The sequence below is a fragment of the Mucilaginibacter lappiensis genome (genome assembly GCF_900155965.1).
Taxonomy (GTDB): Bacteria; Bacteroidota; Bacteroidia; order Sphingobacteriales; family Sphingobacteriaceae; genus Mucilaginibacter; species Mucilaginibacter lappiensis.
The window spans coordinates 373072-394802 of the sequence record NZ_FTMG01000003.1 but is presented as its reverse complement, the minus strand read 5'-3'; the positions used below and the strand labels follow the sequence as shown (position 1 = coordinate 394802).

Annotated in this window: 19 protein-coding genes; 14 read left to right on the top strand and 5 right to left on the bottom strand. The window is 41.0% G+C overall.

All coding sequences use genetic code 11. From position 1 onward, the window contains the following. Positions 1-44 precede the first annotated feature (44 nt). The gene (locus BW976_RS08905) at positions 45-701 is read left to right on the top strand and encodes a 3-oxoacid CoA-transferase subunit B (RefSeq protein WP_076372550.1); all 657 of its coding nucleotides are present in this window, start codon (positions 45-47) and stop codon (positions 699-701) included. Between the two features lie 70 nt (positions 702-771). Here BW976_RS08905 and BW976_RS08900 read toward each other — a convergent pair whose 3' ends face one another. From BW976_RS08900 to BW976_RS08890, 3 genes are read right to left on the bottom strand one after another with little or no spacing between them, the layout of a single operon-like run. Further along, the gene (locus tag BW976_RS08900; protein WP_076372548.1) at positions 772-1404 is read right to left on the bottom strand and encodes a uridine kinase family protein; all 633 of its coding nucleotides are present in this window, start codon (positions 1402-1404) and stop codon (positions 772-774) included. Next, positions 1397-2425, bottom strand: a complete 1029-nt coding sequence (locus BW976_RS08895; RefSeq protein WP_076372546.1) for a LysM peptidoglycan-binding domain-containing protein — start codon at positions 2423-2425, stop codon at positions 1397-1399. Before BW976_RS08895 ends, BW976_RS08900 begins: the two co-directional genes overlap by 8 nt. A 21-nt stretch (positions 2426-2446) precedes the next feature. Beyond that, the gene (locus BW976_RS08890; protein ID WP_076372544.1) at positions 2447-3211 is read right to left on the bottom strand and encodes a DUF4905 domain-containing protein; all 765 of its coding nucleotides are present in this window, start codon (positions 3209-3211) and stop codon (positions 2447-2449) included. A gap of 95 nt (positions 3212-3306) precedes the next feature. Here BW976_RS08890 and BW976_RS08885 point away from each other — a divergent pair, with 95 nt between their 5' ends. From BW976_RS08885 to BW976_RS08830, 11 genes are all read left to right on the top strand, one after another. Beyond that, complete coding sequence (locus tag BW976_RS08885) at positions 3307-3786, top strand: Dps family protein (RefSeq protein ID WP_076372542.1); 480 nt, start codon at positions 3307-3309, stop codon at positions 3784-3786. Between the two features lie 174 nt (positions 3787-3960). After that, the gene (gene kduI / locus BW976_RS08880; RefSeq protein ID WP_076372540.1) at positions 3961-4791 is read left to right on the top strand and encodes a 5-dehydro-4-deoxy-D-glucuronate isomerase; all 831 of its coding nucleotides are present in this window, start codon (positions 3961-3963) and stop codon (positions 4789-4791) included. A gap of 31 nt (positions 4792-4822) precedes the next feature. Beyond that, positions 4823-5641 (top strand): SDR family oxidoreductase, encoded by an 819-nt coding sequence (locus BW976_RS08875; protein ID WP_076372538.1) that lies wholly within the window; start codon positions 4823-4825, stop codon positions 5639-5641. A gap of 153 nt (positions 5642-5794) precedes the next feature. Continuing rightward, positions 5795-6577, top strand: a complete 783-nt coding sequence (locus BW976_RS08870) for a DUF4350 domain-containing protein (protein WP_076372536.1) — start codon at positions 5795-5797, stop codon at positions 6575-6577. Positions 6578-7031: 454 nt separating this feature from the next. Continuing rightward, positions 7032-7982: a hypothetical protein gene (locus BW976_RS08860; RefSeq protein ID WP_076372534.1), complete on the top strand. Its 951-nt coding sequence runs from the start codon at positions 7032-7034 to the stop codon at positions 7980-7982. A 286-nt stretch (positions 7983-8268) separates the two neighbouring features. Further along, complete coding sequence (locus BW976_RS08855; protein ID WP_076372532.1) at positions 8269-9186, top strand: glycerophosphodiester phosphodiesterase family protein; 918 nt, start codon at positions 8269-8271, stop codon at positions 9184-9186. Positions 9187-9381: 195 nt separating this feature from the next. Further along, entirely contained in the window at positions 9382-9954 is a 573-nt protein-coding gene (locus BW976_RS08850; RefSeq protein WP_076372530.1) for a sigma-70 family RNA polymerase sigma factor, read from the top strand. Positions 9955-10032: 78 nt separating this feature from the next. Further along, positions 10033-11163 (top strand): FecR family protein, encoded by a 1131-nt coding sequence (locus BW976_RS08845; RefSeq protein WP_076372528.1) that lies wholly within the window; start codon positions 10033-10035, stop codon positions 11161-11163. A 250-nt stretch (positions 11164-11413) separates the two neighbouring features. Continuing rightward, positions 11414-14836: a TonB-dependent receptor gene (locus BW976_RS08840; protein ID WP_175614078.1), complete on the top strand. Its 3423-nt coding sequence runs from the start codon at positions 11414-11416 to the stop codon at positions 14834-14836. A gap of 22 nt (positions 14837-14858) precedes the next feature. Further along, positions 14859-16628 carry a RagB/SusD family nutrient uptake outer membrane protein gene (locus tag BW976_RS08835; protein WP_076372524.1) on the top strand — a complete coding sequence of 590 codons (1770 nt, stop codon included), beginning with the start codon at positions 14859-14861 and terminating at the stop codon, positions 16626-16628. A 28-nt stretch (positions 16629-16656) separates the two neighbouring features. Continuing rightward, complete coding sequence (locus tag BW976_RS08830; protein WP_076372522.1) at positions 16657-17559, top strand: metallophosphoesterase family protein; 903 nt, start codon at positions 16657-16659, stop codon at positions 17557-17559. 82 nt (positions 17560-17641) lie between these two features. Here BW976_RS08830 and cobA read toward each other — a convergent pair whose 3' ends face one another. Both cobA and BW976_RS08820 read right to left on the bottom strand, forming a co-directional pair. Beyond that, on the bottom strand, positions 17642-18370 hold the full coding sequence (cobA, locus tag BW976_RS08825) for a uroporphyrinogen-III C-methyltransferase (protein ID WP_076372520.1): 729 nt from the start codon (positions 18368-18370) through the stop codon (positions 17642-17644). A gap of 95 nt (positions 18371-18465) precedes the next feature. Continuing rightward, positions 18466-19164 (bottom strand): Crp/Fnr family transcriptional regulator, encoded by a 699-nt coding sequence (locus BW976_RS08820; protein ID WP_076372518.1) that lies wholly within the window; start codon positions 19162-19164, stop codon positions 18466-18468. Between the two features lie 462 nt (positions 19165-19626). Between BW976_RS08820 and BW976_RS08815 the strand changes: the two genes are divergently transcribed. Beyond that, positions 19627-19800: a histone H1 gene (locus BW976_RS08815; protein ID WP_076372516.1), complete on the top strand. Its 174-nt coding sequence runs from the start codon at positions 19627-19629 to the stop codon at positions 19798-19800. A 363-nt stretch (positions 19801-20163) separates the two neighbouring features. Continuing rightward, entirely contained in the window at positions 20164-21717 is a 1554-nt protein-coding gene (locus BW976_RS08810) for a hypothetical protein (RefSeq protein ID WP_076372514.1), read from the top strand. The last annotated feature ends 14 nt before the right edge of the window (positions 21718-21731 follow it).

The following is a 21731-nucleotide window of genomic DNA, read 5'->3' as shown; positions in this document are numbered from 1 at the left end:
TCTTCGCTACGCTCAGAATGACAAGGGGAAATAAATAAGAAATTATGTTGGATAAAACAGGAATAGCAAAGCGAATAGCTAAAGAAATAAAAGACGGTTATTATGTTAACCTGGGTATTGGTATCCCAACATTAGTAGCCAATTATATACCCGAAACCATGGATGTGGTGTTACAGTCAGAAAATGGACTGCTGGGGATGGGGCCATTTCCGTTTGAAGGGGAGGAAGACCCGGATGTGATCAACGCGGGTAAGCAAACCATTACCATGCTGCCGGGCTCGGCCATATTTGATTCGGCAATGAGCTTTGGGATGATCCGTGCCAAAAAGGTAAACCTCACCATATTGGGTGCCATGGAAGTATCCGAAAACGGCGACATAGCCAACTGGAAGATTCCCGGTAAAATGGTAAAAGGCATGGGCGGCGCGATGGACCTGGTGGCATCAGCCGAAAATATCATCGTAGCTATGCAGCATGTAAACAAAGCCGGCGAATCAAAACTATTACCTAAATGTACCCTGCCACTTACCGGTGTTCATTGCGTAAAAAAAATAGTGACGGAACTGGGTGTATTTGATGTATTACCCGAAGGCGGCTTTAAACTTTTGGAACGTGCTCCGGGTGTAAGCGTTGAGGAAATAAAAAATGCTACTGCCGGTAAGTTGATAGTTGAGGGAGAGATTCCGGAGATAGTTATTTGATCATAGTTAACGGTTCATAGATCATAGATCATAGTAGTGCCATTAACCATTAACTATGATCTATGAACCGTTAAAATAACTTCTCCCGCAAGCCTTCCGATATTTCTTTGGTTACGGCAATAATATCTTTGGCAACGTGGCTGTTGTTGGTGATCACCCGGTCACATTCGTCTTTGTATGGTAACAGGAATTCTTTATAGGCTGGTACCACATGGTTTACCCATTTATACATAGCATCATCGCGCGAATAGCCGCGCTCTATCAGATCGCGTTTCAGGCGACGTTCCATGGCAACTTCTTCGTCGGCTTCAATAAAAATTTTCATGTCCAGCATATCGGCAATATCCCTGAAATGCAGGATAAACAAACCCTCCACAATTAAAATAGGTGCTGGTTTTATTTCCAGCATTTTGGGCACCACATTAGGGTTGTTAAAAGTATACTCGGGCTTAATAACGGTTTCATTATTAAGAAGTCTACTGATATCCTGCTGAAAATGCTCATGGTCAATGGTGGATGGCAGATCAAAATTATAAACTTTATTTTCTTCTGACGTCATCTTATGAGCCACGCGAAAATAATAGTCATCCTGCGATACCAGGCACACCTCGTCGGCAGTAAAATGCTCCAGGAAACTTTTCAAGAAAAAGGTTTTGCCAGATCCACTACCACCGGCAATTCCAATAATATAAGGTTTATTCATTCGGGTTCGGACTGCCGTAGCTGATGTTTACGTGAATGCGTTTATCTAAAGCACCTAATGCGTCGGCTGTGTTTTTGGTCATTACAATAAGTACGTCCTTGGTAGCCTCGCTGTCAGTAAATCTGCCTACAACTTTAGCGTAGGTGGTATGGTTGTTCATGGGATTGGTGATCTTAATCACGGTACCGATAGGGGCGGTACGGTGTAATACCAATTCTTTTTTAGGGTCAAGGCTGGTATCATCAATCCAGGTGGCTACGCCGGTTTCATTTTTTTCATATAGGCCAAAACGATTGGCTTTTAACTTATTGCTCGCGCTGTCAATAGCCGCAACGGTCGAATCCTGGGTAGTTACTACAGCATCTTGTTTAGCTACAGGTCTTTCTTCCGGTGGCATGCCCGAACGTACTTTGACGATCTGGTTAGGGGTAAGCGTGCTGGAGGTTAATCCGTTTAATTTGGTGATATCTTCAACAGAAGTACCAAAACGTTTAGCTATAGAATAAAGCGTTTCGCCTGCAGATACTTTGTACTGCTGTATATTATCCATGTTCAATGGTTTGGCAGGTGTGGTATCGGCTGGTGGGGTCGTTGTAGCTACTGTTGTTGCCGGTGCCTGTTGTTGAACTACCGGTTGCTGTGTTTGTGGTTTTGGCTGTTGAACAACTGGTTGTTGTACCTGTGGTTTTGGTTGCTGAACCGGTGGCTGCACTTGTGGCTTGTTTTGTTGAACAGATGCAGGTGTAGTTGCTGCAGTTTGGGTAAACGACTGCTCAGTAGGTACTTTTATAATGCCGCCAATTTTAAGTGCTGCATTGTTATTGAATTGTATAATAGCCTTTGGGCTTACATTATAACGGCGACCGATAGAGTAGTAATTATCTTTAGGATCAAGTTTGTGTAGTACAACTTTTTTTCCGTTCAGGTTTTCTACTCCAATAGAGTCTACAACCGGGTTTGCAAAAATGGATATGGACAGGGTAAGTAGGGGAGCGATGACTAATAAAATCTTTACTTTCATAATGAATTATAATACAGTAACTTATAAGTTTAAAACTATTAATGCTGATCGTTCTTTTAAATAGATCAGGTTATTCTTATGTATTACAAACGCCTCGGGTTGCAATTTTTGTATGTTGCTGTTTAATAAATCGCGGTAAACAATTACACCTTCGCTGTTAATAATATATAAGTGCTGTTTTATTTTTTCCTGAAAAAACGTGTGCAAAGATACAATTCTGCAGCTATTGTGCTCCAAATAATGCAGGGTATTTGCATATGGTTCGGCAGGTAAGGGTAATTCTTTTAAAAGCTCTGCCGGGAGCATCTGTGGCACAACAATATGGTTGTATAATGGGGTATCTATCACCGGTTGATGGGCCCGTAAAAGCTCTCCGGTTTTCATATCAACTAAAAATAATTTCTTAGGTTGTATCTGACTATTATAAACCATCGGGCCGTTTGCAGACAGATGATCAAATGCCAAAGTATAATTGCTCCACAAGGCTTGCCCGCTTATGCCCTCAATAGCTATCAAGCCTTTATGGATAGGGCCATTTGCCGATTGGTAGTTGTGCACCAATAGTACGCCATCATAAGCGGCTTCAATACCTGTGAGCCATCGTTCGGGTGTGGTTACATCCTTAAAATAGACCTTGCCGTTAAGTAGGCTAACCGCGCCAAAAGCTACTTTTTTGTCTTCGCTGTTACGTAATTCAACAAACAAAGTGGAGTTGATATTATCAATTTCCATACGCCAGATGGGCCAGTCAAATTGCTCGTTAATAAAAGGTAGCATCTGTGTCATAAAGTGTGTAAATATGGGCAATAAAATCAAATCTGTTTATATTTACCAAACATTGCTGCCAAGCAAATGTTAAACATAAAAATCACTATTTATATATGAACGCAAAAGAAATTAGTCTGGAAGAAGGTAAAGTAAAACCTGTTGTTGACCACTTAAATGACCTTTTGGCCAACTATCATATCTACTACCAAAAAGTACGCGGCTGCCACTGGAACATCAAAGGGCAAAACTTTTTTACCCTACACTTAAAGTTCGAAGAGCTATACACCGCCGCGTTAACCACCATTGACGAGCTTGCCGAAAGGATACTAACCCTGGGTAAATCACCATACAGCACTTTTCATGATTACATCGAAAAATCGGCCATCAAAGAGATCCAAACTATTGGCTTAAAAGATACCAAAATGGTAAAGGCCGTTATTGAAGACCTTGCTGTTTTAATTTCTAAAGAAAGAGAGATCCTGGACATTACCGCCGAGGCTGGCGACGATGGCTCAAACGATATGGTAAACCGCTTTATGCAGTTTAACGAAAAAAATACCTGGATGCTGCGTTCATTTGTGAACGAGGACTAATATACACCGGTCAAGTATCATTTTTAAGGCCGCTGATATTTTATGTCAGCGGCTTTTTTGTTGCTTTTATGTTAACAAAGATCCTCAGCGCAAACGTTTGAGTAGAATAAAGGGCCGAATACTTTTGATTTAAAAAAGATACGTTGTAGAATTGCCCTACCAAATCATAAAGCCTTGAAAGTAATACATAGCGTACACCCCGAAGATTTTAAAAGTTATCAAACCGCACAAATAAGAGAACGTTTTTTAATTGACCAATTGGTACAGGCCGATAAACTGAATTGTACTTATACCCATTACGATCGCATGATCGTTGGTGCCGCACATCCGGTAACTCAGTCGGTAGAGCTGGAAAATTACCCTAACCTGCGTGCCGATTATTTTTTAGAGCGTCGCGAGATAGGTGTCATTAACGTGGCCGGCGATGGCGAGGTTACAGCCGATGGACAAACCTTCCAGGTAAATAAGCTCGATTGCCTTTATATAGGTAAGGGTGTTAAAAGTGTAAAATTTACCAGTAAAAATAGCGCGCAGCCAGCGGTATTCTATCTGCTTTCGGCTCCGGCACATGCAGTATATCCTACTACATTAATGACTAATGAGGATGCGGCCAAAGTACACACTGGTTCTATCGAAACAGCCAACAAACGTACCATCAATAAATACATTCACCTGGAGGGTATCAAAAGCTGCCAGCTGGTAATGGGCTTAACCATACTGCATGATGGTAGTGTGTGGAATACTATGCCGGCGCACGTGCATGATCGCCGTATGGAGGCATACTTTTATTTTGATGTACCTGCAGGACAAAGAGTATTTCATTATATGGGTGAGGGGCAGGAAACCCGTCATATCCTGATGGGTAATTATGATGCTGTAGTGTCGCCACCATGGAGCATACACTCGGGCAGCGGCACAGCCAGCTATAGTTTTATATGGGGTATGGCAGGTGAAAACCTCGATTATACCGATATGGATGCTATTGCTATACCTGATATCAGATAAAGATCAATTGATTAATAAAATATAAAAGACATTGGAAAATTCATTTTCATTAGCCGGTAAAGTTATTGTAGTAACCGGCGGTACCGGCATCCTGGGCGATGCGTTTGTAAACGCTATTGTGGAAGCCGGAGGTGCGGTAGGCATACTGGGTCGTAAAAAAGAAGTGGCCGAAGAGCGTGCCGAAGCCATCAGCAAAAATGGCGGCAAAGCCATAGCACTAGTAGCCGATGTGCTGAACGAGGAAGAACTGATAGCCGCTAAAAATAAAATTGTAGCTGCTTTTGGTAAAGTTGATGGCCTGGTGAACGGAGCCGGTGGTAACATGCCCGAAGGCGTACTGGCCCCCGAAGAGGATATTTTTAAAATGAACATTGCAGGAATGAAAAGAGTAATGGACCTGAATACCTGGGGGACTATCATTCCAACACAGATATTTGGCGAGGCCATTGCTACAACCGCCGGTAAAGGAAGTATCGTGAATGTATCATCTATGAACTCTAAGCGTGCTATCACCAAAGTATTGGGTTACAATATAGGTAAGGCCGCGGTTGATTGCTACAACCAATGGTTTGCGGTTGAGCTGGCTAACCGTTATGGCGATAAGATCAGGATGAACGCTTTAGCACCCGGCTTTTTCCTGACCGAGCAAAACCGTAACCTGCTAACCAAACCCGAAGGTGGCTATACCCAACGTGGTGAACTGGTGATCAAGCAAACGCCATTTAAACGTTTCGGCCATGCCGATGAGTTGAAAGGCGCATTGACCTGGCTGCTGAGCGATGCTTCGGCATTTGTAACCGGTTCGATGATCTGCGTTGATGGCGGTTTCTCGATATTTGGTGGGGTATAAGAACAAAGAATAAGCTCGCCTGTTGGTAAACAGATAATATCGAACATCGAATGCTGAATGTCCAATAATGATTGATTTTACTGTTCGAAATTCATTATTGGATGTTCGGTGTTCAATATTAACAAGTGTTCAATAAATTATAAATACATTTTTATGAAACTGAAATTAACTATAGTAGCCTTGTTGATGAGTGCCGGCTTAGCAGCCAGCGCACAAACCGTTACGCTCGATTATTATTTTAACCACGAAGTACATAAAAATAAGGCCGGGCAGCAGGAGCGTTTCCATTATTTGTGGGGAGAGAAACAAAATTCAGGCTTTTCTACATTCGGCGCTTCTTTTACAACTGCCGGGGCACAGTTGGATTCGCTCGATCAGGCACCTACTGCGGATAATCTCAAAAACACGGCTATCTATATCATAGTTGATCCGGATACAAAAAAAGAAAACCCTAATCCCAACTACATTCAGCCAAAGGATGTGGAGGAAATTACCAAATGGGTAAAAAAAGGTGGTGTACTTTTAATGATGGCTAATGACAGCGCTAATGTAGAGTTGCCTCATTTTAACACGCTGGCGGCCAAATTTGGTATGCACTTTAATGACGATCTGCAAAATCATGTGATTGATGATAATCATTTTGAAGATGGAGCTGTAAAAACCACCGGCAACCCGGTATTTGCCACGTCCAATAAAATATTTATGAAGGATGTATGTTCCATCGGTCTTACAGGACCGGCAACGTCTGTTTTGAAAAACAGCAATGGCGCTACCATTATAGCCAGCGCTAAATATGGTAAAGGTACAGTGGTTGCCGTAGGCGACCCCTGGTTGTATAACGAATACGTAAATGGCAGGCTACCAGCTGGCTTTGAAAACGACAAGGCAGCTAATGATCTGGTACATTGGTTGTTGCAATTAGCTATCGGTAAATAAACTAACTGGCAATAACAGATATAACGCAAGGCTGACAAGTACCTGTTGGTTAATGGAGCGGTATGTATTATATTTGCCTATATTTTCCTGTGGTGTAATGGTAACACTTCTGATTCTGGTTCAGACGATCGTGGTTCGAGCCCATGCGGGAAAACAAAAGGTCTTAGCAATTTGCTAAGACCTTTTGTTTTAGGCCCCCTCAGGGTCTCCTGAAAGGGACCCTGAGGGGATTACAAATGGTGCTTTTTGAAATTTCTGCATTTAATAGAATGTGTCCTTTCATTCTAACAAAATTCCAACAATATCAATGACAACACTTTCAGGGACAAAATGCCCGATTACACCGTACAACTTTAAGAGCGTCTTTCAACTTTAACGTGCTAAAATAGGGGCATGCCGTGCGCTGTTATAGGATAGAAAAAGGTGTAGATTTGAGTAATTAAACTAAATCACCATGTTTAACTGGCTTAAGGAAAACATTCAAATAAGCGTTAGCGGCTTTTTTCAAATTATAGCATTGCTGTTAGCTGGCATATTAAGTACGCTTGCCCTAGCTGCGGGTTTTAAGGCAAAGAGATTATATATTAAAAAGAATGCTAAACGAAGTCGACTTGTAATAGTTTTTATGACTTTAATATCAATTATAGGCGTTCTTTTTTCGGGGTTTGAAAGTAAAAAAGCTACTCTCGCATTAAATGATAGCTTAAGAAGTGCCCACGGTAGAATTGACACCTTGAAACGAAAACTGGATAGTTCCCGTAGCGAAAACGTAATTGGTTTCAAAAGTCAAAGCAATTTGATAATAAAGAAGCAAAGAGAGTCTTCAGACCAACTAGCATTATCAGCAACTAAGTTGAGTGATCTAATAGGCGGAACCGATAGTGTGCCAATTTTTCGATTTATTGTTTTTTCTCCTAAAAAAATCATCGGAGGGTTGATAAACCTTAATTCTAAGCCAGCTTTCAATGTAGAAGGTTATATAGCAAATTATGATAGCCTAATAGCTTGTAAGCAGAGTCGGATATTATTGCGTGATAAAAAGTTGTATAATGCCATAGATCAAGATTGTTGGAAGCGCAGCCTCTTGCCTATCGGCGCTACAGTATTACGCCCTGGTGAAAAAGGCACGATTGATCCTCTTCCCCTAGCACCGAGCTACCCTTGCTCGCATCGATATATCGTTATGTTAACTTTTAAAGACAAAGTTTATGAAGAAGAGTGTTATTTTGATTATGTCAATGGTGCATTCTTTCAATCCGTCAGAATAATCGAAACCAAGAATAACAAATTACTAAGATCTTGGATATATCAGGTAAATGATGATTTTCCCGAAAAGAACCTTAAAGTGGACTGGGATAAAGAGTTTCCTTTAAAAATCTACAACACGTTCCGATGGCAGTTTTAGTATGCTCATTTAAGCGCTTTTAGAAGCCTTTTTTCGACTCAGTGTCCATGTATGTCTTTAATTTATGATAAATTTACGTCCCCTCAGGGTCTCCTGAAAGGGGCCCTTGGGTTGCTTCTGCCCCAATTTTATACCTCAGGGTCCTCTATGAGAGACCCTGAGGGGACTGTAAATTGCTTGGGCCTTTTTTATTTTTATTAAATTAATATTACTGTAATAATTGAATCGCAGTTTTACGGCCGCTGCCAACATTTTCAGAAGACGCAGCGGTTAATTGAAATGATATATGATAAGTTCTGGAAGAGGTTTTACTATTGCTTTATTTGCAACCCTGGCTACACAAACGGTGAGTGCGCAAAAAACGACTAGAATTGACAGTCTGGTTAATCAGTTGCACAATCCATCAGATAAACACGTCATGGTTACCGCTCACCGGGGCGACTGGCGCAACGCGCCGGAAAACTCCTTACAGGGTTTTAAAAATGCTATCGCTTTGGGGGTGGATGTTATCGAACTCGATTTGAACAAAACCAAGGATGGCGTTATCGTGATTATGCACGACCAAACCATTGACAGAACCACCAACGGAAAAGGTAAACCCAGTGATTTTACGCTGAACGAACTCAAGCAATTTCATTTGCGCAATGGCCTGGGCCGGGTTACCAACCATACCATACCCACATTGGAAGAAGTCATGTTATTGGTAAAAGGCAAAGTGCTCATTAATCTGGATAAGAGCTACCCTTATTATAATGAAGCCTACCAGGTATTAAAAAATACCGGAACCCTTAGGCAGGCTATTTTTAAAACAGATGCGGTTTATGATGCAGTAAAAAGTAAATACCCCGAAATTTTGGATAGCATTACTTTTATGGCGGTAGTTGATCTGGATAAACCTGATGCCAAACAAATTATCAAGGATTACCAGCAAAATATGAAGCCGGTGGCATTTGAACTTAATTTTAAAACGGACACTTCTGCTGTTTTATCTGATAATCATTTTATCAATCAGCACGGATCAAAAATATGGATCAACTCCCTGTGGGCAAGCCTCAATGCCGGGCATGATGATGATACAGCCGTAGATGACGGAAATACAAAAGACAGCTGGGACTGGCTGATTGCACATGGAGCAACCATTATACAAACAGACCGGCCCAAAGAGCTTTTAAATTATTTGCGTAAAAGATCATTACATCGTTAACACGCTTTACTGATTTGAAGATTCTTCAATCTTTTTGATGCCACGCCTTGGTCATGAGGGAGTTATCTGTTTGAGGAAATCCTGAATGGCTTAGGTATTGTTTTTTCTTGGCCGGAAAGTACATCATAAAATAAATCTTCGATGTATTACTCGCTTAACAGTAAGGTAATATTTTAATCCGTATTTTGTGCTTGGATGGCAGCAGTACATACGCTTACGGATCTGGAACTGGTAGCTTTATTAAAGCAAGACCATGAGGCGGCTTTTACAGAAATTTACCTGAGATACTGGAGTTTATTGTATACCACCGCGAATAACATACTCGGGGATACCGAATTGGCGAAAGATACCATTCAAACGGTTTTTATAAGCATCTGGCAGCGCCGGTCCGAATTGGACATCCAAAATTTAAAGGCTTATCTGCACCAGGCGGTACGTTTTGCAGTTTTTAAAGTGATCAGGGAGCAGAAAGTAAATGACGCGTTTTATGAGCGCCTGGCGCAAGTTACTGTAGAGATCATTCATGACCACCCTTTGTTATACAAGGAGCAGCAAGAATTGCTCAATAAGCTGATAAATACACTGCCACAGGATTGCCGGGAAGCTTACCATTTAAGCCGGGAAGAAAATCTGACTTACAAACAAATCGCTTTTCAATTAAGCATCTCCGAAAAGACCGTCGAAAAACGGCTATCCAAATCCTTGAATCATATTCGAAACGGCTTAAGTGTAGGTACCTGTGTAGCCGTAATTATGCTCACTTTTTAATTGATTTAACTTTTTTACAAAAAAAACTCTTTTAGCGTAGGGTATACCGCTGCTTTTGGTACTTAGTATTAAAGCAGCATGGAACAACATTCTTTTTTTGAACTTATTGATAAATATCTTGCCGGAAAAGCTACCCGGGAAGAACAGAGCCTCCTGGAAGAATATTATAAAAGACTGGATAAAAACAATCAATCCACATTAACTCCCGAACAAGAACAGGCGTTACGACAATTGATGTTGCAAAACATACGCAGGGAAATACATCATATCCCATCCATTACCCCTGTTAAACGAATCAATTATTTTACTCGTTATGCTGCTGCCGCAGTTGTTTTGATTGCTTTTGGCATTAGTGCCTATTTGTATTTCGGGGCGGCGAAACCCGAAACAGTAGCATCTGTTAAAAAAGATATTGCTCCGGGTGGTAATAAAGCGGTACTTACATTAGGTAATGGCCGTCAGATTACTTTGGAAGGCGCTAAAAATGGCGATCTGGCTCAACAAGGAGCCACCACGGTTCATAAAACGGATAACAGTCTTGTTGCCTATCAGGTTGATAAATCGGATAATGATGCAGTAGCAAATGAATTCAATACTATTACTACACCCCGTGGTGGTCAATATCAGGTAATCCTTCCCGATGGTACGCATGCATGGCTTAATGCCGCTTCGTCTATTCGTTTTCCGGTGACTTTTAGCGGCAAGGTGCGTAACGTGGAAACGACCGGCGAAGTTTATTTTGAAGTAGCCAAAGATGCCCATAAGCCATTTAATGTTATTAGTGCCGGGCAAACTATAACGGTTTTAGGTACGCATTTCAATATTATGGCCTATCCGGAAGAAAGCAGCGTTATTACCACTTTACTGGAAGGCTCTGTAAAAATTACCAAAAACAATGTAAGTAAAATATTAAAGCCCGGAGAGCAGGCTCTTGTTAATCAGGATATAAAAATTATGCCAGCTGATGTAGATGATGCGGTGGCCTGGAAAAATGGAATTACTTCTTTTAATGATGCTGATATTAAAAGTATTATGCGGAAGGTTTCCAGATGGTATGATGTTGATGTGGAGTACCAGGGACAGATTTCCAGTCGGCTGTTTACTGGGTCTATCTCCAGAAAATCAAACCTTTCCGGTCTGTTGAAAATATTAGCCCTGAACCATATCCAGTTTTCTGTTGAAGGAAAACGACTAATAGTAAAGCAATAACTAAATCTTTAACTCCCTAATTAATTAATTGACATGAAGCAACAATAACCTTTTCAGGTAACTCATAAAAAAGCCGGAAGTGGTACGAACACTGCCGGCAAATGTTGGGTTAACCTCTCGCCAAAGCGAAAAAAAAATCTTGTAACGGACTTATTGCATTAAACCCAAACTCAACAAAAGTATGAATTTTTATACGCTCCCCGGTCTTCTGCGTATTAATCGAAGACAATTAATTAAAACTTTCCTGATTATGAAAATCACGATATTTTTAATAATCCTTTTTTGCCTGCGCGCATCGGCCAATACAGATGCTCAAACTATCAGTTTATCAGAAAAAAATGTATCTATTGAAAAAGTAATCACTAAGATAAAGCACCAAAGCGGTTACGTATTTTGGTACGAGAGTAAACTGTTAAAAAATGTTCCTGCTGTAAGTATCAATCTTCAGAACGCAACCATTCAGCAGGCGCTGGACATGCTTTTTAAAGATCAGCCGCTGGTTTATACCATTGTGGATAACACGATAGTTATCGATGAAAAACCAAAATCATCAAACCAGTTACCACTGCTTCAAAATATAACCGGTAAGGTAACAGATGATAAAGGTGTTCCTGTTCCTGGTGTAAATGTTACCGTAAAAGGCGCCCAAAAAGGTACCATTACGGATATCAATGGCCTTTACAGGCTGCCAGTAGAGCGCGGCGAGATTATCGTTTTCTCCTTTGTTGGTTTTAAAAAGCAGGAGGTTGTTGTTAAAGAACAAAAAGAAATTAATGTAACTCTTGAACAGGATCAATCCAAATTAAATGACGTTGTGGTGGTTGGTTATGGCAGTCAGAAAAAAGTAAATCTAACTGGTGCGGTTGGTACCATAAGCGGAAGCGTGTTAGAAGATAGGCCGCTCTCTACCGTTGGCCGAGGTTTGCAGGGGCAACTGCCTGGGTTGAACATTAATTCTGATAACGGGCAGCCTGGCAGAGGGGCTACTTTTAATATCCGGGGTTTTACATCTATTAATGGTGGCAGCCCTTTGATATTGGTTGACGGTATCACCACCGACATTAATAATATCAATCCGGATGATATTGCAAGCGCTACGATATTGAAAGATGCCGCTGCAGCGGCGGTTTATGGTTCAAGAGCGGCTTTTGGGGTGATATTGATTACTACTAAAACCGGGCAAACAGGTAGCAGTCCAAAAGTAAGCTACAATATGAATTATGCGATACACAAGATTGCTAATTTACCCGATGTAGTAACAGACCCGGCTACGGTGGTTGATTATAAGAACCAGGCCTATTCTGGTTATTATGGCGTAAATTTATACAATACAACCTTTGTTGACTATGCCAAAAAGCGGTCGCAAAACCCCAGTTTGCCTGCTGCTATTCCTAATCCTGCAGATCCTACTTCTTATATGTATGTAGGCAATACCAATTGGTTCGATGAGTTATATAAGCCTGATAATGCCAGCCAAAACCACAACCTGAGTGTGAGTGGCGGAAGCGACAGAATCACTTATTATTTTTCGGCCGATTATAATACACAAACAGGGGTGTTTCGATATAATCCGGATAAGTACGACAGGATCAACATGCGTGCGAAACTGGATTTTAAAGTAACCGACTGGCTGCATATTTATACCAATACATCCTATAATCGTACGGTTTACAATGAGCCTTCGCTATGGACCTCTGATTATACCTCTGGCGATTTATACCACGAGGTTGGACGTATTGGAACTTTAGGTATACCTAAAAATCCTGATGGCTCCTGGACGTCATCCGGTGTTGATATAGGGTTTTTGCAACAAGGTGGTCGTGCAAATACGGTAACCAATCAGCCACAAAATACGGTTGGGTTCAGTACTTCATTCTTTAATAATACCTGGAGAATAAAAGGAGATTATACCTTTCGTGCCACTAATGATTATTACCAGAGTTATCGGGTAGCCATCCCCTATGAAGTGGGACCTAATCAGCAAATATCCTATGCCGGTCATAGTGAGGCTTCTGCACATGCCGATGATAATTCATACCAGGCTATCAATATATACTCGGAGTATGAGCGAACCTTTGGCAAACATTATTTCAAAGGGATGATTGGCTTTAACCAGGAGCTGAACAAATACAATTACTTTGAAGCGCAAAATAATGATCTGATCAGTAGTAACGTAGGGTATCTGGATCAAACAACCGGCACCACACCTTCGGTAGGAGGTAATGGTTATCAATGGGCTGTAAGGGGTATATTTTCCCGTTTAAACTACTCTTATAATAATAAATACCTGGTAGAGGTAGATGCGCGGTACGATGGGTCTTCCCGTTTCCCACTGAATAATCATTACGGATTTTTTCCATCAGCTTCGGCAGGTTGGCGGGTATCCGAAGAACCTTTCTTTAAAAGTCTAAGCAGTGTAGTAACAAACTTTAAACTTCGTGCTTCGTATGGTTCTTTGGGGAATGATCAGAGTTTGGGTAATTATGATTTTATACCTAAACTACCTTCCGGGAAGATCAGTAATATATTAGGTGGTACACAGCCGACCATCGTATATCCGGCCACATTGGTATCTCCAAATATTACCTGGGAAAAGGTATATAGCAGGGATGGTGGTGTGGATATCACGCTGTTTGGTAAGTTAGATGCCACTTTCGACTGGTATCAGCGAGATACTAAAGACATGATCACCAAAGGTTTTCAATTACCGGCTGTATTAGGGGCTATTCAACCAAAAGAAAACGCTGCTGACCTTCGGACACGTGGTTGGGAGTTAAATCTTTCTTATAATGATCAGTTTCAGCTAGCCGGCAAACCCTTTAAATATAGTGTACGGGCAAACCTTTGGGATAGCAAAACAATCATTACCCGTTACAATAACCCTAATAAATACTGGTTTGGAGGCGATTATTATGAAGGCGAGCAAATAGGTGATATCTGGGGACTAACCACAATGGGCATATTTCAATCAGACGCTGCCGCAAAAGGCAAGCCTGATCAATCCAAACTACAAGGATATTATGCCTGGAACAAAGCAGGCGAAATACAATATGCCGATAGGAATGGCGATGGTAAAATTGACTATGGCGACGGTACAGTGGGTAACCCTGGCGACGCTCATGTGATTGGTAATACTTCACCTCGTTATAATTTTGGTTTCGGCGGAAATTTTGCCTGGAATAATTTTGATTTCAGTATTTTTTTTCAGGGGATAGGGAAGGCCACTTTTAACCCTCAAACAACCGGATATTATTGGAGCATGTTTTTTGCTCCCTGGGAAAATGTATATAAAAATATAGTGGGCAATACCTGGACACCGGAAAATCCCAATGCCTTTTTTCCTAGTCTGAAAGGCTGGAGGGCGGGAGATGCCGGAGCCTGGAAAGATCTAGCCGTTCCTCAAACCAGGTATATGTACAGTGCGGCCTATATACGATTGAAAAATTTAAGCGTAGGATATTCCTTTAACCTGTCGTTCCTGCGTAAGATAGGGGTTGACCGCCTGCGGATTTACTTCAGCGGCGAAGATCTTTGGGAATCAGACCACCTGCCGCAGGGATTTGACCCCGAAGGCTTAAACCATGTGCCCGGTTCAGTGGTAGGCCAATTTGGTGCCGGTAAAATATACCCTTTCCAGCGCGGATACTCATTCGGACTTAATGTGAAGTTTTAATGTTCAAACAAAATTTATAACAATGAAAAAGATATATATAATGATGCTGTCTTGTTTAACGATAAGCGCATTATTACTAAGCTCCTGCAAAAAGGATAGCTTTTTAACCCGCTTACCGGTATCGGATCTTACCCAGCAAAACTTTTTTGCTAATGCCAATGACCTCAATACTTACTGCAATGGTTTTTACCCTTCTCTTCCGGGTGTTACTTCGGTAGCTTTAGATGATCAGCAAAGTGATAATTACGAAAACAACCCTTTTAATAAAATAGTAGCCGGTCAGCTTATCGCCCCTACCGCGGCCACGGATAATAATGGTCAACCAAAATGGCAATGGGATTCTTTACGTCATGTAAACTATTTTTTAGAGAATTATCAAAAAGCAAACGCTCCGCAGACTGTAAAAAACCATTATGTGGGCGTGGCCCGGTTTTTCAGGGCTTGGTTTTATTTTCGCATGGTAAAGGCCTATGGCGATGTCCCCTGGTATGGTAAAACTATTCAGCCCAATGATGTAGCTTCTTTAAACAAGGCAAGGGATCCGCGGCAATTGGTGATGGATTCTGTTATGGCCGATCTGAATTTTGCAGTTAATAATATCAACCCGACCGGCCCGACCGGTACCATTACCAAATGGGTGGCGCTGGCTTTTCAGGCGAGGGTGGCCCTGCACGAAGGTACATTCAGAAAATACCATGGCATTGCAGGCTGGGAACCTTTTTTACAAACTGCCAGTACCGCCGCTCTTGCGGTGATGCAAAGCGGGAACTTTAAATTGTATACTACGGGAAACCCTAACAAAGATTATCTGAATTTATTCCTGTTCTACGCGCCTTCTGACCTACAGAATACCGAAGTAATCTTAGGCTATTATTATAGCAGCACGCTTCATGTTACCACACCGCTTGATGGTTATATGACGGCATACGGATACAGTTTAACAAAGGGCTTAATGAATACCTATTTGACCAAAGCAGGTACTCCTTTTACCGCTTTGCCGGGTTATGATACCCAAATGATCAAGGATGAATTAGCCAACCGTGATCCGAGGTTGACGCAGACCGTTTTAGCTCCTGCGGTAACTTATGGCAACCTCATCGGTTCCAAGAGATTAGGAACAACACCTACTGGATATCAGCAGATAAAATATTATGATCCTGCTACACCTACCTGGAATACTAATTATAATGCCGGTATTATATTTCGTTACGGTGAAATGCTATTAGATTATGCCGAGTCAAAAGCCGAATTAGCAAGCTCCGGGACAGGCAGCTTTTCACAGGGCGACCTGGATATGTCTGTTAATTTACTTCGCGACAGGGTAGGCATGCCGCATCTGTTAATGAGCGTGCCGCTAGATCCGGTATTGGCTGCAACCTATCCTAATGTATCTGGTTCATTGCAAAATGTATTGCTGGAGATCCGTCGGGAACGTAGGGTAGAATTAGCCTGCGAAGGTTTTCGTTATGATGACCTGATGAGGTGGAAAAGCGGTCCGCTGCTGGTACAGCGTTTTCTGGGTATGTATTTTCCTGGCTTAGGAACTTATGACCTGGATGGTGACGGGCAGCCGGATGTTGCACTGGTAACAGCCAAACCGGCTAGCCCTTTAGCAAACGTTTCCTATTTTGTAGTAGGTCAAGATATTTATTTAAGTAATGGCAACAGTGGCAATGTAGTGGTTAATCCCACACTGGTTAAAACCTTTACCGATCCTAAAAACTATTATTTTCCTATACCAACTACGGAGTTGTTACTCAATAAAAATTTAACACAAAACCCGGGTTGGTAAAAAGAAACTACAACCTAAATTAAACAATATGAAAAGAAGAGATGTGTTAAAAAAAGCAGGCATACTGGCAGCGGCGGGTTTAATAACACGTGGCAATAATGCGGTGGCTGCAGAAGAAAGTTCAAAAAATAAGCTGGTATTAAAAATTGCCCATATAACCGATGTACACATCCGGCCCGATATTGATGCGCCTCAAAAGTTCAAAAGATGCCTGGAAACTATTAAAAGCGAAAAGGTAGACTTTTTTCTGAATGGTGGCGATTCCATTTTTGATGCTTCTTATGATAGCGTAAAACGGGAAAGGGTTACCGAACTATGGAATTTATGGGATGATTGCCTTAAAGGTTTAAAAGGTTATGAAGTATACAGCTGTATCGGTAATCACGATACCTGGTGGGCCGCCCCTAGTAAAACTGACGAAATGTACGGCAAAGATTATGTAGTAAAACGCCTGGGGATACCTAATCGTTACTATAGCTTTAGCAAAGCCGGCTGGCATTTTATCATTTTAGATGGTAATAATCCTTCTATTACTTTAGATGATCAGCAATTTGATTGGTTAAAAAAGGAGCTGGAGCAATTACCGGCAAATCAGCCCGTTTTAATAATGTCGCATTACCCGATATTGGGTGTAACACCATTTTGGGAAGGAGGGATGCACTCAGATTATAAAAAACTGAAAGCGTTATTCTATCAACACCGGGATAAAGTAAAAGTATGCTTAAGCGGGCATAACCATTTGCTGGATACTGCTTCTTACAACGGCACACAATATTTTTGTAATGGCGCTATGAGCGGTTTTTGGTGGGGTAAGGGGGATGATAAATCAGCCGGTGATGGCTATTACGAAGAAACACCTCCGGGTTATGCTATATTGGAATTATACCAGGATGGTACTGTTAAAAACACATACAAGCCGCACGCGTTTTAAGCTGCTGATTATTTTATCAGCATAATTTAAAAGCCTTATGAACAAAGTTCATAAGGCTTTTTCGTGCCAGGGCTACTATATGCTAAGTACTTAAGCCTGCAACCTCACCTATAATAATAATTGCGGGATGCGTTAGCTGTTGCGAGTCTGTCATTTGGCGCAGGTCCTTAACCAGACCGCGGGCTACTTTTTGCTGGGGCAGCGAGGCATGCTGTATAATGGCCGCAGGTGTATTGCCCCTGCCTTCGGATATATAGGTTTCGGCAATGGCATCTACTTGTTTCATCCCCATATAAATGGCCACGGTGGCATTGCTTTGCATGGCCAGTTTTAAATCGGCAGATAAAGAGCCATCTTTTTTAGTACCGGTAATGATCCATACCCCTTCGCTTATAGCCCGGTGAGTTAATGGTATGTCTAAAAAACCGGAAGCTTGTACACTGGTAATACCAGGAATGTAATGTGTTTTAATGCCTTGTTCCCGCGCGTACATAATCTCTTCAAAGCCACGGCCAAATATAAAAGGATCGCCGCCTTTTAGTCTTACAACACTCCCTTTGGTAAAGGCATAGTGCTTTATCATCTCCAGGATGGTTTCCTGTGGGGTATAACTTCCATAGGGATGTTTGCCTACATAAATTTTTTCGCAGTCGGGTTTAGCTATATCCAATAAAGCTTTGTTGGCCAGGTTGTCATATAATATCACATCGGCCTGTTGTAAAATTTTATATCCCTTTACAGTGATCAGTTCCGGATCGCCGGGACCGGCACCCAGTATAAATAGCTCGGGAATGGGGGTACTTTGTGACATGCTTTGATGAAGAAATTCATCAATTATAGTCTATTTTATTCGTAATTGATGCAGGGTATAAAATAGTTTAAAAGTTTATAGGATTAGCAGATGATTTAAACAAAAACGATGTCTTGTGCCAGTTTCAAAAGTTCAGCGCGGTTAATAAGACGGATGCTTTTACCCGACAGGCTGATCAGCTTGTCATTTACCAATTCGTTCATCATCCGGAACACAGTTTCGTAAGTAGCGCCGGCATAAGAGGCCAGATCCTGCCGGCTCAGGTCGATATTGATAAAACCATCTGCAGTAGTGCCAAATTGGTTTTGCAGGGATATTAATGCCTCAGCAACGCGTCCTTTAACGGGCATGTGCGCCAGGTTACGCATTTTTCTTTCAGATTGCTTTAATTCTTCTGTCATAAACGTTAGCAACTGGTAGGTAAAATTGGGGTTTACTTTCAATGTGGCTTCAAAAAAGGCTGTGTCTACGTAACAAACAACAGTTGGCTGCAGTGCTGTTGCAGATATGGGATAAAAACCTTCATTACCTGAACCCCTGTGACCGAACAGAGAACCTTCCCGGGCAAAGCGTACAATGAGCTCTTTATCCTTATCCCATTTTTTATAAACCTTTACACTGCCGGAGTTTACAAAATAAATACCCGTTGCAGGATCGCCTTCTTTGAAAATGATTTCGCCTTTTTTTACTTTGTAGATTGTTTTATGTGCAGAAATTGCCGGCTTCCACTCGTCAAGGCAATTTATGTGTAAAAAACAACTCTTTGAATCGTATATATTTTGACTTTTTTTCATTTTAATCTATTTTATCTGTTTTTAAAACAGTATTTACAATGCTAATTAATAATTATCATAATTTATGCATGTAAAAAACATTATAAATGTCATTATTTTTAATGTTTTTATAAAATTTAATAAAAATAAAATTATAAATCAAAATTTAAATGTAATAAAATTTAAATAGTATAATTTAAAAATTAAAAACTACTTTAATTTTATTTTATAATAGCTTTTAGTGATTTTTAGATGCGATAATGGTTTATTAGTGGTTGTTTTTGTTTGATTTATAGTGTTTTTGATGTTTTTTTGGTGTTAATTGATGTGTTTGTGAAAGTAAAAAATCATAAATTGAATAATTTTAATTAATTACCCATGGGTTCGTTCATTTAAATGCAAGAAAAGGCTATTAAAGAAGTTGTATTTGTTTATTAATGCAAAACATTAAATTCGCGCCTTTATTAAGCAATAGAATATACTATGGAAAAGTTTAAAGCATTACAGGATTTAGTAGCCGCTACAGAAAAAGAAGCTGCCGCATTTTATGAAAAAGGAAACAAGGCAGCCGGAACACGTTTAAGAAACGCAATGCAACAATTGAAAGTTGTGGCTACCGATATCCGTAAAGAAGTAACCGAAAAGAAAAACGCATAATTCTTTTAATTAAAGCTACTTTGGATAGAAAGCCTGATCTCCGGATCAGGCTTTCTTGTTTTAAAGGGTAAGCTCCCTAGGCATGTTCCTGCCTTCTCTTCTAGCGGTCAGGCCCTGGCAAATTGCTCCCTGAGAATACTTTGATTGCTTATCCCCCAATTATTACCCCTTTAGTACCCCTTGATAAAGGCTGTTATCACCCTGTTTAAAAATACCCCCTCCCTATAGCTTTGACTATCGGAAAATGAATATTCGGACAGTAGATCAGGATAGGTAACACTAACCTGAATTTGCATCCTCCTTTTATTTATTGGCCGGATCAGTTATAAAAGCTTAGTCAAAAACAACCTAAACAAATCAAAAATGGAAAACACCTTAATTTTTAATCAGTACGATATGGTTATCTCCTTTACAGAAGATGCCATTAATGCAGAGCTGAAAAAGCTGGCATATGAAGGAACTATCAAACAGGAAATAGTTCTTTACCGGGTATTAAATGCCCAAGGTATTTATGATTACACCATTGCAAATTCCAACAGCGATGTTCCACAGGGAGCGGAGTATATTGACGGTATGGTTATTCCGGGTATACGGATAGATCACTCTGGCAGTAATGTGGTATTAGTGCTCAATTTCATATCGGGCAAAGGCTATTTTGCCGATAAGAATGGCTTTGGTCCCCTGGCCAAACTGCAGGAATATAATATGAGCAACTGGAAGTATGGCTTTAATGTAAATCTTGACCTTACCTCCTATAAAGATGATGGTACACATAAGCCATCGCCGGCAGTGGAACAGCAATTGAAAAACTTTAATGCCGGCAATTTGTCTATCGACTGCCTTTTTCTGGATTTTGTATCATCTGATCTGAAAACCACTATTCCGGCAGAAACTTCCTGCCCTGCAGAGATGATCGAGTTCATGAGCTTTTACTTTATGCACTTGAACAGCACCGGTAACCCTTACATTTTGGGTTATAGCGCAAATGCAAGTGGCAGCAGTTCATTTTCGCAAGATGTTCCGCCACAGCTTAAACCTGTTGGTACAGATTATACCATGTTTTCGGATCCTAACTATCCGGGTTTAAGCAACCTGAACTATACGCTGGTTACCCAGGGCGGTCATGGTGCAATTTCGGGTTCTCCGGCTACACTGGATAGTAACTGGTTTAACCAAAATAGCGCACCGGCTGGCAAAATGATCATCTCGAGCCAATGTTTACTGGAAGCTTTAATCCTGCGACCTTTTTATAATAACCTTCAGCAGCAAACCATTGCGCAGGTATCTCAGCATGTTAATGTTGGGGCAGGCAACTCATACGATGCGGCTAAATCTGTACAGGGTAATGCCTGGTCATTTAATATATCCAATGTTAGTGATGGCGACGATCAGTACGTGAATAATTTTGCCGTGGTATTACAAAATGCGGGCGGCGTTATAAGCCTGGAATTTAACGGGGGAGTACACATCTACAAAGAGGTCTCTAAAAATTGTTTTTTCTGCACTGCCAGGGCTCATGCCAGTGCCGATATCCAGTGGAAGGGTGTAGTTAACATCAGCATTGCTAACGGACAACTGCAACTTAATAAATCTTTTAACATAACCGGTCAAAATTCAGATCATGATACCAACAGTTGTGCGGATGCATTTAGCTGGATGGGCGCCATCATCGGCGGAATTTTAGATGTGTTTACCTTTTGGACAGATAATGGCATGTTCTCCAATCTCTTGTCCGATGCCTTAAGCATCAACCTGCCAGGTATTGGCGATTTGACTATCGGGTTGGATAATTTTTCGAACTCCATCAACAACATGGTTTTAACCCCAACAGGGTCAAAGTATAACTTAAGCACCTCAGGTAACTCGCCGGCTATTGATCAAAAGGGCGATATATACCTTGATCTTTCCCTTAATTAATCAATAATCAATTT

What these genes read in the sequence shown, in the direction of transcription:
- BW976_RS08905 (WP_076372550.1), top strand. Translation starts at nt 45, where the DNA reads ATGTTGGATAAAACAGGAATAGCAAAGCGAATAGCTAAAGAAATAAAA.
- BW976_RS08900 (WP_076372548.1), bottom strand. Translation starts at nt 1,404, where the DNA reads ATGAATAAACCTTATATTATTGGAATTGCCGGTGGTAGTGGATCTGGC.
- BW976_RS08895 (WP_076372546.1), bottom strand. Translation starts at nt 2,425, where the DNA reads ATGAAAGTAAAGATTTTATTAGTCATCGCTCCCCTACTTACCCTGTCC.
- BW976_RS08890 (WP_076372544.1), bottom strand. Translation starts at nt 3,211, where the DNA reads ATGACACAGATGCTACCTTTTATTAACGAGCAATTTGACTGGCCCATC.
- BW976_RS08885 (WP_076372542.1), top strand. Translation starts at nt 3,307, where the DNA reads ATGAACGCAAAAGAAATTAGTCTGGAAGAAGGTAAAGTAAAACCTGTT.
- BW976_RS08870 (WP_076372536.1), top strand. Translation starts at nt 5,795, where the DNA reads ATGAAACTGAAATTAACTATAGTAGCCTTGTTGATGAGTGCCGGCTTA.
- BW976_RS08860 (WP_076372534.1), top strand. Translation starts at nt 7,032, where the DNA reads ATGTTTAACTGGCTTAAGGAAAACATTCAAATAAGCGTTAGCGGCTTT.
- BW976_RS08855 (WP_076372532.1), top strand. Translation starts at nt 8,269, where the DNA reads ATGATAAGTTCTGGAAGAGGTTTTACTATTGCTTTATTTGCAACCCTG.
- BW976_RS08850 (WP_076372530.1), top strand. Translation starts at nt 9,382, where the DNA reads ATGGCAGCAGTACATACGCTTACGGATCTGGAACTGGTAGCTTTATTA.
- BW976_RS08845 (WP_076372528.1), top strand. Translation starts at nt 10,033, where the DNA reads ATGGAACAACATTCTTTTTTTGAACTTATTGATAAATATCTTGCCGGA.
- BW976_RS08840 (WP_175614078.1), top strand. Translation starts at nt 11,414, where the DNA reads ATGAAAATCACGATATTTTTAATAATCCTTTTTTGCCTGCGCGCATCG.
- BW976_RS08835 (WP_076372524.1), top strand. Translation starts at nt 14,859, where the DNA reads ATGAAAAAGATATATATAATGATGCTGTCTTGTTTAACGATAAGCGCA.
- BW976_RS08830 (WP_076372522.1), top strand. Translation starts at nt 16,657, where the DNA reads ATGAAAAGAAGAGATGTGTTAAAAAAAGCAGGCATACTGGCAGCGGCG.
- cobA (WP_076372520.1), bottom strand. Translation starts at nt 18,370, where the DNA reads ATGTCACAAAGTACCCCCATTCCCGAGCTATTTATACTGGGTGCCGGT.
- BW976_RS08820 (WP_076372518.1), bottom strand. Translation starts at nt 19,164, where the DNA reads ATGAAAAAAAGTCAAAATATATACGATTCAAAGAGTTGTTTTTTACAC.
- BW976_RS08815 (WP_076372516.1), top strand. Translation starts at nt 19,627, where the DNA reads ATGGAAAAGTTTAAAGCATTACAGGATTTAGTAGCCGCTACAGAAAAA.
- BW976_RS08810 (WP_076372514.1), top strand. Translation starts at nt 20,164, where the DNA reads ATGGAAAACACCTTAATTTTTAATCAGTACGATATGGTTATCTCCTTT.